A 13,375-nucleotide genomic window follows, 5' to 3' on the forward strand; every position below is an offset into this window, starting at 1 on the left:
CGCTCAACGCAGTCCCCGTTGCTGGGTCATCTGGCGTTCGAACAGCTCGATCACCCAGCCGACGCGGCCGACCCGTTCGATGTCGGCCGGCAGCTCGCTGTTCGGCTCGTCCAGCCGCGCGGCATCGACGAGGTACTGCACGGCGGGCAAGGCGGCCGGCGACGGGCGCTGCACGCTGGCGGGCTTGAGCACGGCGGCGCTGGCGCGGGCGATCAGGGCGAGCTTGCGCTGCCCCGAGACCACGGCACGCTGGTTGACCGAATCGAGGCCGTTGCGCTCGATCTGCCGCCCGATCTCGGCGTAGACCAGCCGCGCCGCGCAGATGGCCGGGCGGCAGTCGCGCGGCAAGGCGCAGATGCCTTGTTCGGAGCGGCGGTAGAGCAGTTCGGCCGCATCGAGCAGACGTTGCACCACGCTGCCCACGGCGGCGTCGAAGCGCGGCGCGGCAAGCCAGGCATCGGCATCGATGCCGGCCTCGCGCAGCCAGGCTCGCGGCAGGTAGAGGCGGCCGTTGCGCGCATCCTCGCCGACATCGCGGGCGATGTTGGTGAGCTGCATCGCCACGCCGAGTTCGCAGGCGCGGGCCAGTGCGGCCGAGTCGCGCGTGCCCATCACCAGCGCCATCATGGCACCCACAGCACCGGCCACGCGCGCGCCGTAGGCATGCACGTCTTCCAGCGTCTCGTAGCGGCGACCCTGCGTGTCCCACACGAAGCCATCGAGCAGCGCATCGAGCATCGCGCGCGGGATGGCGAAGCGATGCACCACCGCCGCGAGTGCATGGTCGGCGTCGATCGGTTGCGGGCGGCCCGCGTAGATGTGGTCGAGCCTGCGATGCAGGCCGGCCATGGCGCGCCGCGGGTCGCTGCCGAGGTCGATCTCGTCGTCGGCCAGCCGGCAGAAGGCGTACAGCGCACTGGCCGGGCTGCGCACGCGCGCCGGCAGCAGCAGCGACGCGGCGAAGAAGGTCTTCGAGCCTCCGCGCATCAGCTCGCGGCAGGCGCGCTGGTCGTAGTCCGGCGCGAAGTCCGTTGCCGCGACGGCTTCATGGGCCGTCAGCGCGAAATGTTGTTCAGGCAAGACTGCTGACATGCGGAACCACCGTTTCGAGTGCCTTGGCGGACATCAGGACACCGGGAACACCGGCACCCGGGTGGGTGCTGGCGCCGACCATGAACAGGCCCTGCACGTCCTCGCTGCGGTTGTGCGGGCGGAACCAGGCGCTTTGCAGCAGCAGCGGCTCCAGCCCGAAGGCCGCGCCCTTGAAGGACAGCAGCCGGTCGTGGAAGTCCTGCGGCGTGGTCACGCGCGAGGTGACGATCTGCTCGCGCAGACCCGGCAACACGGTGGCCTCCAGCCGCGCCTCGATGGCCCGGCGGTAGGTCTCGGCGCGCGCCGCCCAGTCGGTGCCGCTGCCCAGGTGCGGCACCGGCGAGAGCACGTAGAACGCATCGCAGCCCTCGGGGGCCATCGAGGGGTCGGTGGCGGTCGGGCGGTGCAGGTACAGGCTGAAGTCCTCGGCCAGGTGCTGGCGCTTGAAGATGTCGGTGAGCAGGCCCTCGTAGCGCGGGCCGAGCACCATCATGTGGTGCGGCACGTCGTCGAAGCGCTTCTTCGTGCCGAAGTACCAGACGAACAGGCTCATCGAATAGCGGCCGCGTTCGATGCGCTGGTCGGTCCAGTGGCGGCGGTGCTGCGGCTCGACGAGGTGGCGGTAGGTCCAGGCGGTGTCGGCGTTGCTGACGACGATGTCGGCACGGTGCAGGCTGCCGTCGGCCAGCTCGATGCCGGTGGCGCGGCCCTTGTCCACCGTGATGCGGCGCACCTCGGCGTTGCAGCGCACGGCCACGCCGCGTTCGGCGAGCAGCCCCACCATGCCGCGGATCAGCGCGCCGGTGCCGCCCATCGCCCAGTGCACGCCGAAGCGCCGCTCCAGGGTGTTGATCAGCGAGTAGACGCAGGTCACCGAGAACGGGTTGCCGCCGATGAGCAGCGGGTGGAAGCTCATCACGATGCGCAGCTTGGGGTTGCGCAGGTGGCCAGCCACCATGCGGTAGATGCTGCGCCAGCCGCGCATCTTCGTCAGCGAGGGCACGGCGGCGAGCAGGTCGCCGATGCCGTCGAAGGCCTTGGCGCCGAGCTCCTCGAAGCCCAGCTTGTAGCAGGTGGCGGCTTCCTTCAGGAAGTTCTCGTAGCCGGGCAGGTCGTCGGGGCTGAAGCGGGCCACCTCGCGGCGCATGTGCGCCTCGTCGCCGCTGTAGTCGAACCAGCTGCCGTCGTCGAAGCGGATGCGGTAGTACGGGTCCATCGGCCGCAGGTCGATGTCGTCGGCGAACTTGCGTCCGCACAGCGCCCACAGCTCCTCGAGCATGAAGGGTGCGGTGACGATGGTCGGGCCGGCGTCGAAGGTGAATCCGTCCTGCTTCCAGACGTAGGCGCGGCCCCCGGGGCCGTCGAGCTTCTCGAACACCTCGACGTGGTAGCCGCGGCAGCTCAGCCGGATCGCCGCGGCCAGGCCGCCGAAGCCGCTGCCGATGACGATCGCCTTCGGCGCACCCTGCGGTGCGCGGCGATCGGTCGAGGCGGCCGGCGGGGCGCCGCCGCTAACGGGCGTGAAGAAGCTTTTCATCGGAGTCCAGTGGTGCGATCACCCGGGGTTCGGGAGCCGCCGGGGCGGCAGTGCCGTCGCGATTGCGCATGGCCCACTGCCACAGCGCGGTGGCCTGCAGCGGCAGCACCAGCAGCCAGTGTTCGAGGATGGCCAGCCAGAGCAGCGTGGCCACCAGCAGCAAGCCGATGGCACGCGCGCTGCCTGCGGGGCTGTTCAGCGCTTCGTTGACCATCCAGACCGCCACCACCGTCGACGCACTCACCGACAGCGGGAACAGCAGGTTCATGGCGCGCTTGCGGAAGAAGCTCGCCAGATAGGCCAGGTGCGGCGGCAGCAGTTCGACGCTGAGGTTGCGCACGCCGAGGAAGACGTTCAGCTTGGCACTGATGCGCATCACCCACAGCACGGCGAAGGTCTGCATGCCGACCTGGTTCGGTGCGCCCCAGGTGATGGCGACGACCAGCAGGCCCGATCCGAGGATCGCCAGCTCGTGCCAGAGGATCGCCTGCACCGCCTGCACGAAACGCTGCCAGCCCTGCGCGCCCGGGTCGGCTGCATGCTGGCGCGGCCCGGTGACCCAGCCGGTGAGGAAGCTCAGCTCGTGCCAGCCCCACAGCAGCAGCGCGCAGGTGAAGGCGCAGAAGGCCCCGGCCGGCGTGGTCTGCGATGCGGTGTGCGCCAGGCCCACGAAGGCGCCCAGGCCGAGCAGCGTCGACAGCAGGTGGCTCCATCGGAAGGTGGTGCGCGGCAGGCCGTCGAGCAGCAGCACGATGCCGGTGGAGAACCACCAGACGAACACGGCGAACAGCACCGGCAGGGCCACGTTCAGCAAGGGTGTCGACACGGCCGGTTCCTAAGCTGTCTGTCCTACCACGCCGGTGCCACACGCACATCGCGCGGCAGTTCGTGGTGCTGTACCGGCAGCAGGTAGACGCGGGCGAAAGTGGCCACGGCGGCGACGGCGAGGCCCGCTTGATGCAGCCTGCCGACGAGGCCGCCGCGCGCCTTGGCGGCGTCCATGCGCTGCGACAGCTTGAACAGCCGGTCCATGCCGGCGCGGAAGGCCGGGTTGTCGATGTCCAGGCTGATCGGGAAGACCTGCCTGGAGATCTCGCTGGTGATGCGGAACACCGTGTAGTCGTACTCGGTGGGCTCCAGCCCCATCGCCTGCTTGAGCTGCGGCCGCGTGTGGTCGCGCACGTACATGGTGGCGTACACGGCGAGCAGGAAGAAGCGGATCCACAGCGTGTTCGGGCCGCGCAGCAGCTGCGGATGCGCGCGCATGATCAGCGCGAAGCTCTCGCCGTGGCGGAATTCGTCGTTGCACCAGCGCTCGAACCAGCGAAAGATCGGGTGGAAGCGCTTCTCCGGGTGCCGCTCGAGCTGGCGGAAGATGGTGATGTAGCGCGCGTAGCCGATCTTCTCGGACAGGTAGGTCGCGTAGAAGATGTACTTGGGCTTGAAGAAGGTGTACTTCTTCGTGCGCTTGAGGTCGCCCAGGTCCAGGCCGAGGCCGAAGTCCTTCAGGCTCTGGTTGATGAAGCCGGCGTGGCGGGATTCGTCGCGTGCCATGAAGCGCATCAGCGCCTTCACGTCCGGGTTCTCGATGTGCTTGGCGATCTCGTTGTAGAGGATGCAGCCGGAGAACTCCGAGGTCACCGAGCTGATCAGGAAGTCGAGGAACTCCTGGCGCAGCTCGGGCGTCATCTGCGCCATCTGCGCACGCGCTTCTTCCGCGAACTCCGGCGTGCGCTGGAAGTGGTCGTGGTTGTTGTCGCCCTCGTACTCGGCCATCATCGCGTCCCACTCGGCGCGGATGGGCGTGACGTCGATGCGGTCCATCGCCGCGAAATCGGTGGTGTAGAAGCGCGGCGTGAGCAGCGTCTCCTGCTTGGCCTTGGCCTCGGCGTCCTGCGCGCTGGTGATGGCGTGGGTGGCTTCCATGGCTTGTCTCCTCAGGGGTTCTTGTGCAGCGTCAGCAGGCGGGCGAACACGGCGGCGTTGGTGGGCCCGAAGGACTCGAGGTCGAGCCGCGCGCCGGTGGCGGTGTCCATCAGCGTGAGGCGGCCATCGGCGCGTGCGGCCAGTTCGAACGGGGGCAGCGCGCCGACCTCGCGCATGCGCCGCTCGCGCGCCAGCGCGCGCAGTGAGCCGCGCAGGAAACCCTGCTCGCCCTGCACACGCTCGAGCAGGCGGCCATCGGCGGCGTCGATCACCGCGATGCTGCCGTCGGGCCGGTCTTCGAATCGCAGCATCCGCGTGGCCACCGGTGGGGCATCCGGCGTGTGCACCGACATGCCCGACCAGCGCACCACCGCCACGCTGATCAGCGAGATCAGCACCAGCGCGGCCAGCGCCAGCATCGGTACACGGGGAAGAGGGGCGGGAGCGTGCGAGGTGGACATGGTGCGGGCCTCGTTCAGCGGGTGGCCATGGCGGTGCCGGGCATCGCGCGGCCGTCGTCCGCCTGCGGCTGCGGCTGCGATTCCGGCAGCGGCGGCAGCGGTTCGGCAGCGTCGATCGGCTGCACGTCCAGGCCCGTGACCTGCGACCAGCTCTGCGCGAGCAACTGCGCGACCTGCGCGCCTTGCGGGACGCAGCGCAGCATCGGCTGCGGCTTGGCGAGGTGCCACGGACGCGCATGCGGCCAAAGCTGCAGCCAGGCGATGCGGTCGTTGCCGGCCAGATCGAGTGCGATGTCGCCGGTGCCGCGCGGCGCCGGCGCCATCTCGGCCGCGGCGATGCGCTTGAGGGGCAGGTTGAAGCTCAGCGTCAGCACGATGCCGATGCGCATCACCACGCGCCGGTTGGTCAGCGTGTAGGCCGTGCTGCGCGCCGACAACCAGGCGATCAGCAGCGTCAGGCCGATTCCCAGCAGCGCCAGCGGCGCCAGCGTGGCCACCGCGCGAATCGCGTCGATCGCGCTGCCGCCGTCGGCGAGCACGACCGAGCCGCGCAGCGCCAGCATCAGCGCGAAGTAGACGATCAGCTTGCGCACGTGGAAGGCGCGCACCGCCAGCGCGCGCCAGTCCGGCGCACCCTGCCAGAGCACGCGCTCGTCGGCCGGCAGTGCCTCGGGCAGGCCGTGCACCGGCTCGTGCTCGTGCTCGCGCACGGCGCCTGCACGTTGGCTGACTTTCACAGCAGCGGCTCCGCGCGGCCGGGTTCGGCGTACAGCGTGCCGGCGCCGTAGTAGGCGCAGATCTTCTCTTCCTCGAGCAGCGTCACCTTGTCGGGCTGGCGCGGCGCCGGCGCGCTGGACAGCTGGTGGCCCATCACCGACTTCACCGCGATGCGGTCACGGTGCACGCGCGCGAAGGTCACCGGCAGCAGCACGAGGCGCGGGCCGGTGGGCGAGGGCACTTCGACCTCGAAGTAGCGCACGATGTTCTCGGAGTGGTCGACCCACAGGTCGTGCACCTTGCCGCCCACCTGGCCGTCGGCGCCCACCACCGGCATGCCGCGAGGATCGGGGCTCTTCGATGCCACCTCGAATCCGCTCATCAGGCGCATCGGCACGATGCGCGGGTGGCCGAGGAAGTCGATGTCCGGCTCATCGTGGCGGCGTGCATAGGCGCCAGGGCCGACGGCGGCGAACATCGGGTCGCCCACCGGCACCAGCGGCGCGCCGGCGTAGGCGTGGCCAGGCTCGGCGGAGAAGACGTGCGGATCGGGCAGCAGGTTGGGCACGCTGACCTCGCGGCCGTCGGACAGCTTGAAGGTCTTCGGGCCGGGCACCGGCCAGCCGCCGATGGTCGCCTTGCTGAAGCCGTCGGTCTCCATCGGGTAGCCCTCGCGATGGTTCTCGGCCGCGAGGTAGTAGATCAATCCGGCGAAGAAGATCCAGAACAGGTACAGCACGAGCTGCGCCACGTCGACGTATTGGGTGATCGCTCCGGTTCCCATGGGATGCTCTCCTTCTTGCTTGCGTTAGCCGGGGAAGTCGGCCAGTCCGAACTTCGCGGTGGTGGCGACCTGTGGGCGGCGGCCCATCGGCCGCACCAGCGGGCCGAGGGCGATGAGTGCCGCGAACAGCATGTAGATCTCGAGGTGGTAGACGAAGCTGTAGCCCGTCACCGGACTGACCAGCGCCGCGCCCAGCGCGCCCTGCGTGGCCAGGTGCGACACGCCGTCGCGGATCGCGCCGCCGGCCGCGATGGCGAAGCCGCCGGCGCTGGCCTGCACGGCGCCCCAGGCGCCCAGTGCCAGGCCCACGTGTTCGGGTTGCTCCAGGCTCATCGCCGCGGTGAGCGTGCCCACGGCGAAGAGCCCGCCGCCGAAGCCGATCAGCGTGGTGCCGGCTCGGAACAGCCAGGGTGCTTCCAGCGGCGCGGCGAAGACCACGGCTGCAAAGGCCGGCAGGCCGAGCAGGGCGCCGAGTGCCGCCACGCGGTACGGGTCGCTGCCGCGCGCGAGCCAGCGTGCGGCCAGGGCGAAGGCGGCCAGCGAGCCGCCGGCCAGCATCGCGGTGAGCGCGCTGGTGGCGCCCACGCTCAGGTGGAGGATCTCGCCGCCGTAGGGCTCCAGCACCACGTCCTGCATGTTGAATGCGGCGGTGCCCAGGCCCACGGTCCAGAGGAAGCGGCGCGCCTTGGGCTGCGCGATGAAGCTGCGCCAGCGCGGCGCGAAGGCCGGTGCCGGCTCGCCCTTGTGCTTGCGGCGCGACGGGTCGCGCGCTTCCTGCTTCCACAGCGCCACGCCGTTGAGCCAGATCGACAGCACGGCCGCGCCTTGCACTACCTGGATCAGCCGCGTCGGGCTGAAGTCGGCCAGCAGCATGCTGAAGGCCGCGCCGCCGCCGGCCATGCCCAGCAGCAGCATCACGTACATCAGGGCGACGATGCGCGGCCGGTTCGATTCGGTGGAGAGATCGGTGGCCAAGGCCAGGCCGGCGGTCTGCGTGGTCTGCAGCCCGGCGCCGACGAGCAGGAAGGCCAGGCCTGCCGCCAGGTGGCCGAGCCAGGCCAGGCCCAGCTCGCCCTGGCCGGTGAGCAGCAGCAGCGCGAAGGGCATGATCGCCAGCCCGCCGAACTGCATCATCGTGCCCAGCCAGATGTAGGGCACGCGGCGCCAGCCGAGCGCCGAGGCGTGGGTATCGGAGCGATGGCCGATCAGCGCGCGGAACGGCGCGGCCAGGATGGGCAGCGCCACCATCAGCGCCACCAGCCAGGCGGCCATGCCCAGTTCGACGATCATCACGCGGTTCAGCGTGCCCACCATCAGCGCCGTCGCCATGCCCACCGACACCTGGAACAGCGACAGGCGCAGCAGCCGCGGCAGCGGCAGCTCCACCGTCGCCGCGTCGGCGAAGGGCAGGAAGCGCGGTCCGACGCGCTTCCAGAGCAGGGCGAGCTGCGCCATCTTCATGAGCGGGCGATCTCCAGCGCCTGCGAGGTGTAGAAGCCGCTGGCCACGCGCTCGGTCCGTGCGTCGCAGAAGGCCTGCAGGCCGGGCGCGGCGAGCAGGCCGCGCTTGAGCGCCGTCTCGGCCACCGGCTCGATCGAGGGGGCGCGGTCGCCGCGCGGGAAGAAGCGGCCCACCGCGTGCATCGCCGCCAGTGCCGGCGTGCGCGGCGCGAAGGTGATCAGCATCGAGCGCGACACGCGCGGCGCCCAGGCTTCCAGCGCGCGCACCACGTCGTGCGCCTCGTAGTGGATCAGCGAGTCCATCGCCACCACGTGGTCGAAGTGGCCGAGGCCGGCGTCGAGCATGTCGCCACTGCGGAAGTCGATGTGGCCAGCGTTGTCGAAGGTCTCCAGGTGCTGCGCGACGCGCCGCACGGCGAGCTCGACCAGCGTGGGCGAGAGGTCGATCGCCACCACGTGCGCGCCGCGGCTTGCCGCCTCGACGGCCAGCGCCCCGGTGCCGCAGCCGGCGTCGAGCAGGCGCATGCCGTGCATGTCGGCGGGCAGCCACGACAGCAGCGTGGCGCGCATGCGGTCGCGGCCGGCGCGCACGGTGGCGCGGATGCGGCCGACCGGTGCGTCCGACGTGAGGTGCTCCCACGCCTTGACCGCGGTGCGGTCGAAGTAGGTTTCGATCTCGCCGCGGCGGGCCTGGTAGGTGGCGTGTTCCATCAGTCGTATCCCAGCAGGTCGAAGATGTCGCGGTCCTTCAGCGGCACCGCCGGCAGCGGGTCGCCGCCCAGCCACATCGAGGCGGCCAGGCGCAGGTACTCCTTCTGCACGGCCTCGATCTCGGGCGTGCCGTCCATCTCGAACAGCGTGCACTTCTTCAGGCGGCTGCGGCGGATCGCGTCGAGGTCGGGCAGGTGCGCGGCCAGCTTCAGGCCGGTGCGCTCGTTGTACTTGTCGATCTGGTCGGTGGCGGCGCTGCGGTTGGCGATCACGCCGCCCAGGCGCACCCGGTAGTTCTTCGCCTTCGCGCCGATGGCCTGCACGATTCGGTTCATCGCGAAGATCGAGTCGAAGTCGTTGGCCGTGACGATCATGGCGCGGTCGGCGTGCTGCAGCGGTGCGGCGAAGCCGCCGCAGACCACGTCGCCGAGCACGTCGAAGATCACCACGTCGGTGTCTTCGAGCAGGTGGTGTTCCTTGAGCAGCTTGACGGTCTGGCCGACCACGTAGCCACCGCAGCCGGTGCCCGCGGGCGGGCCGCCGGCCTCCACGCACATCACGCCGTTGTAGCCCTCGAAGACGAAGTCCTCGGGGCGCAGCTCCTCGGCATGGAAATCCACCGTCTCGAGGATGTCGATCACCGTGGGCAGCATCTTCTTGGTCAGCGTGAAGGTGCTGTCGTGCTTGGGGTCGCAGCCGATCTGCAGCACGCGCTTGCCCATCTTCGAGAAGGCGGCCGACAGGTTGGAGCTGGTGGTGCTCTTGCCGATGCCGCCCTTGCCGTAGATCGCGAACACCTTGGCGGTGCCGATCTTCAGATTCGGGTCCATCTCGACCTGCACGCTGCCTTCGCCATCGGGGCGGCCGCCCTTGCGGATCTCGTTCACCGGTACTGCCGTGATGTTCATGCTGCTGCTTTCTCGGGAAGGATTCCCTCGAGCCGGTCCTCGAGTTCCTCACCGGCGCGTCGCAGCGCCTCGAGGGTCTTGTCGTCCGGGGTCCAGAACTGGCGCTCCGAGGCTTCCAGCAGGCGGCTGGCGACCTTGGCGGAGGCGGTGGGGTTCAGCCGCGCGAGCCGTTCGCGCATCTTCTCGTCGAGCACGAAGGTCTCGCTGAGCTGCTGGTAGACCCAGGGCTGCACCTGCCCGGTCGTGGCCGACCAGCCCATGGTGTTGGTCACGTGCACCTCGATCTGGCGCACGCCCTCGTAGCCGTGCTCGAGCATGCCTTCGTACCACTTCGGGTTGAGCATGCGCGTGCGGGTTTCCAGCGCCACCTGCTCGGACAGCGTGCGCACCGTGCCGCCGCCCAGGCCGTCGCGGGTCTGGTCGCCGATGTAGACGGGCGCCATCGCGGCGGCTTCGTGGCCTTGCGCGGTCTTGGCGCGCTGCACGGCGCGGCTGATGCCGCCGAGGGTGTCGAAGTAGGTGTCGATGGTGGTGACGCCGAGCTCCACCGAGTCGAGGTTCTGGTAGGCCAGCTGCACACTGGCCAGCACGCTCTGCAGCAGGGCGCACTGCTGGACCGGGCGGCCCGTGCGGCTGTAGGCGAAGCCCTTGCGGCGCGAATAGGTCTCGGCGAGTTCGTCCTCGTCGTCCCACTGTCCGTTGTCGATCAGGTGGCTGACGTTGGCGCCGTAGGCGCCTTCGGCATTGCCGAACACGCGCAGCGAAGCGGCTTCGAGATCGCAGCCATGTTCCTTCTGGAAGGCCAGGGCATGCTTGCGCACGAAGTTCTGCTCGGCCGGCTCGTCGGCACTGGCGGCCAGGAAGGCCGCTTCGGCAAGCATGCGAATCTGCAACGGCAGCAGGTCGCGGAAGATGCCCGACATGGTGATCACCACGTCGACACGTGGGCGGCCGAGCTGCTCGAGCGCGATCAGTTCGGCGCCGGCCAGACGGCCGTAGCTGTCGAAGCGCGGCTTGGCGCCGAGCAGTGCGAGCGCCTGGGCGATCGGGCCGCCTTCGCTCTTCAGGTTGTCGGTGCCCCACAGCACCATCGCGATGGTCTCGGGGAAGGCGTTGCCGTCGGCCAGGTATCGCTGCAGCAGCCGCTCGGCCTGGCGCGTGCCGTCCTGCACCGCGTAGGCGCTCGGGATGCGGAACGGGTCGAAGCCGTGCAGGTTGCGCCCAGTCGGCAGGATGGCCGGCGTGCGCAGCAGGTCGCCGCCTGGCGCGGGGCGCAGGAAGCGGCCGTCGAGCGCGTGCAGGATGCCGCCGATCTCGTGGTCCTGCGCCATCAGCACATCGGCGCGGGCGAGTTCACGCAGGAGCTCGATGGTTGTCGCGGCGCTGTCCTCGGCGGCGGCGTGCGTGAACACCTGCTCAGGCGTCTGGCCGGCCACCAGGGCCTCGACCAGAGTGCGTGCCGGGCGCTGGCCGTGCGAGGCCTCGGCCAGCGACAGCAGCATGTCGATGCGCTCGGTCGGTGTCGGCGCGCGGCCGACCACGTGCAGGCCGTAGGGAATCAGCGTGTACTCGAGTTCGAGCACGGCATCCGACAGCGCCTGGATGTGCGCGTCGGCCTCGCCGGCCCAGGCGGGCTCGGCCGGCGCGAGCTCCAGCGTGGCGGCGTTCGCCTGGATCATCACCGCGAGTTCGCTGCGTTCGGCTTGCGCCTCGGGTTCCAGGCCGCGGTAGCGCTCCAGCGCCGCCTTCAGTTCGTTCAAGCCCTTGTACAGCCCGGCCTGTGCGACCGGCGGCGTGAGGTAGCTGATCAGCGTGGCGGCGGCGCGGCGCTTGGCGATCGTGCCTTCGCTCGGGTTGTTCGAGGCGTACAGATACAGGTTGGGCAGGTCGCCGATCAGGCGGTCGGGCCAGCACATGGCGGTCAGGCCGTTCTGCTTGCCGGGCATGAACTCCAGCGCGCCGTGCGTGCCGAAGTGCAGCACCGCCTGGGCGCCGAAGTCCTCGCGCAGCCAGCGGTAGAAGGCCGAGAAGGCATGCGTGGGCGCGAAGCCTTTCTCGAAGAGCAACCGCATCGGGTCGCCCTCGTAGCCGAAGGCGGGCTGGATGCCGACGAAGACGTTGCCGAAGCGCTCGCCGAGCACGAAGATGTTCGCGCCGTCGCTCTGCTGGCGGCCCGGCGCGGCGCCCCATTGCGCCTCGATCTCCTTGAGGTGGCGTTCGCGCTTGACGTGGTCGTGGGCCGGGATGCGCGCGTGCACGTTGGCCTGCGCGCCGTACTTGGCGGCATTGCCCTCGATGACACGGATGCGCAGCTCGTCGACCGTGGCCGGCACCTCGACGGTGTAGCCCTCGCGCTGCATCGCCAGCAGCGTGTTGTGCAACGACTCGAACACGGACAGGAAGGCCGCGGTGCCGGTATTGCCCGCATTGGGCGGGAAGTTGAAGAGCACCATGCCGACCTTGCGCTGCGCCCGCTCGCTGCGGCGCAGGTCGATCAGCTTGCCCACGCGCGCGGCCAGCATGTCGGCGCGCTCGATGCAGCTGCGCATGTCGTGCGCGCCGCGGCTGTTGTCGAAGCGGCAGCCGTGCGAGCAGCCGGTGCACTGCACCTGGCTGGAACTGCCGCGGCCGCCGAACACCATCGAGCCGGTGGCGCCGTCGAGCTCGGGGATGGCGACCATCATCGTCGCCTCCACCGGCAGCAGGCCGCGCTGCGACGCGCCCCACTGGTCCAGCGTCTGGAACTCGACCGGGTTGACGGACAGGTAGGGCACGTCGAGCTGTGCCAGAGTCTCCTCGGCGGCGCGCGAGTCGTTGTAGGCCGGGCCGCCGACCAGCGAGAAGCCGGTCAGCGAGACCAGCGCATCGATGGTCGTGCGGCCGTCCTTCAGGAAGAAGGCCTCGACGGCCGGGCGCGCATCCAGGCCGGTCGCGAAAGCCGGCACGACGCGCAGGCCGCGCGCTTCGAGCGCGGTGATCACGCCGTCGTAGTGGTCGGTGTTGCCGGCCAGCAGGTAGGAGCGCAGCAGCAGCAGGCCGACGGTGCCGCGCTTGCCACTGGTGGCCACGCGGGGCAGGTCAGCCAGGTCGTCGGACAGGCGGTTCCTGATCTGCGGGTGGTAGACGCCGAGTTCGGGGTAGTCCACCGGCGCATGCGTCTTGATCAGGCCGCGCAGGCCCTGGCGCGGGCCCGCCGCATAGCGGTCGACCAGGAAATGCACCATGTGCGCGACGTTGTCTTCCGAGCCGGCCAGCCAGTACTGCAGCGTCAGGAAGTAGGCCCGCACGTCCTGCGCGGTGCCGGGGATGAAGCGCAGGATCTTCGGCAGCCGGCGCAGCATCTTCATCTGCCGCGCACCGGCGCTGGACTTCACGCCCTGCTCGTCGGGCTTGTTGGCGGTCTTGCCGCGCAGGCGCTTCAGGAAGGCCATCGCGCCGGTCGCGGGCGAGCCCATGTCGAACTTGCCCATGCGCGTGAGCTTCATCACCTCGCCGGCGGACATGGCGCAGACCATCGCGTCGCAATGGTCGCGGCGCGCGCGCAGCGCCGGCAGCACTGGCAGGAAGTGGTCTTCCATGAACAGCATCGTGACGATCACGATGTCGCCGGTGGCGATGTCGGCCTTGCAGCGCGCCAGTGCCGCGTCGTCGTCGCCCCATTCGGCGGCGGCGTGCACCGACAGGCGAAGGCCCGGCATGGCCTTGGACAGTGTGTGATTGGCGCGCGCCGCGGCGCTGGCCAGGTGGCTGTCCATCGTGACCAGCACGACGTGCATCGG

11 protein-coding genes are annotated in these 13,375 nt (G+C 70.1%); all 11 read right to left on the bottom strand.

Annotated features, from left to right (window positions below; translation table 11 throughout):
• Window positions 1–3: 3 nt before the first annotated feature.
• The 11 genes from HZ992_RS06700 to HZ992_RS06750 are packed head-to-tail and all read right to left on the bottom strand — an operon-like array spanning window position 4 to window position 13,372.
• Window positions 4–1,092, bottom strand: a complete 1,089-nt coding sequence (locus HZ992_RS06700; RefSeq protein ID WP_209385893.1) for a phytoene/squalene synthase family protein — start codon at window positions 1,090–1,092, stop codon at window positions 4–6.
• Window positions 1,073–2,629, bottom strand: coding sequence for a phytoene desaturase (locus tag HZ992_RS06705; protein ID WP_209385894.1), 1,557 nt, complete (start codon window positions 2,627–2,629; stop codon window positions 1,073–1,075). Before HZ992_RS06705 ends, HZ992_RS06700 begins: the two co-directional genes overlap by 20 nt.
• Window positions 2,604–3,455, bottom strand: coding sequence for a putative photosynthetic complex assembly protein PuhE (gene puhE / locus HZ992_RS06710; protein WP_245213375.1), 852 nt, complete (start codon window positions 3,453–3,455; stop codon window positions 2,604–2,606). Before puhE ends, HZ992_RS06705 begins: the two co-directional genes overlap by 26 nt.
• A gap of 23 nt (window positions 3,456–3,478) precedes the next feature.
• Complete coding sequence (gene acsF, locus HZ992_RS06715; protein WP_209385895.1) at window positions 3,479–4,555, bottom strand: magnesium-protoporphyrin IX monomethyl ester (oxidative) cyclase; 1,077 nt, start codon at window positions 4,553–4,555, stop codon at window positions 3,479–3,481.
• A gap of 11 nt (window positions 4,556–4,566) precedes the next feature.
• Entirely contained in the window at window positions 4,567–5,016 is a 450-nt protein-coding gene (gene puhC / locus HZ992_RS06720) for a photosynthetic complex assembly protein PuhC (RefSeq protein WP_209385896.1), read from the bottom strand.
• Between the two features lie 14 nt (window positions 5,017–5,030).
• Window positions 5,031–5,753 carry a photosynthetic complex putative assembly protein PuhB gene (gene puhB / locus HZ992_RS06725; RefSeq protein WP_209385897.1) on the bottom strand — a complete coding sequence of 241 codons (723 nt, stop codon included), beginning with the start codon at window positions 5,751–5,753 and terminating at the stop codon, window positions 5,031–5,033.
• The gene (gene puhA, locus HZ992_RS06730) at window positions 5,750–6,517 is read right to left on the bottom strand and encodes a photosynthetic reaction center subunit H (protein ID WP_209385898.1); all 768 of its coding nucleotides are present in this window, start codon (window positions 6,515–6,517) and stop codon (window positions 5,750–5,752) included. Before puhA ends, puhB begins: the two co-directional genes overlap by 4 nt.
• Before the next feature lie 24 nt (window positions 6,518–6,541).
• A complete protein-coding gene (locus HZ992_RS06735; RefSeq protein WP_371816797.1) occupies window positions 6,542–7,978 on the bottom strand; it encodes a PucC family protein in 1,437 nt (478 codons plus the stop codon).
• On the bottom strand, window positions 7,975–8,688 hold the full coding sequence (gene bchM / locus HZ992_RS06740; RefSeq protein ID WP_209385899.1) for a magnesium protoporphyrin IX methyltransferase: 714 nt from the start codon (window positions 8,686–8,688) through the stop codon (window positions 7,975–7,977). Before bchM ends, HZ992_RS06735 begins: the two co-directional genes overlap by 4 nt.
• Window positions 8,688–9,596: a ferredoxin:protochlorophyllide reductase (ATP-dependent) iron-sulfur ATP-binding protein gene (gene bchL, locus HZ992_RS06745; protein ID WP_209385900.1), complete on the bottom strand. Its 909-nt coding sequence runs from the start codon at window positions 9,594–9,596 to the stop codon at window positions 8,688–8,690. Before bchL ends, bchM begins: the two co-directional genes overlap by 1 nt.
• Window positions 9,593–13,372 (bottom strand): magnesium chelatase subunit H, encoded by a 3,780-nt coding sequence (locus tag HZ992_RS06750; protein ID WP_245213376.1) that lies wholly within the window; start codon window positions 13,370–13,372, stop codon window positions 9,593–9,595. The genes bchL and HZ992_RS06750 overlap by 4 nt, the downstream gene beginning before the upstream one ends.
• Window positions 13,373–13,375: the final 3 nt, after the last annotated feature.

Origin of the sequence: Rhizobacter sp. AJA081-3, assembly GCF_017795745.1 — a bacterium.
Classification (GTDB): Bacteria; Pseudomonadota; Gammaproteobacteria; order Burkholderiales; family Burkholderiaceae_C; genus Piscinibacter.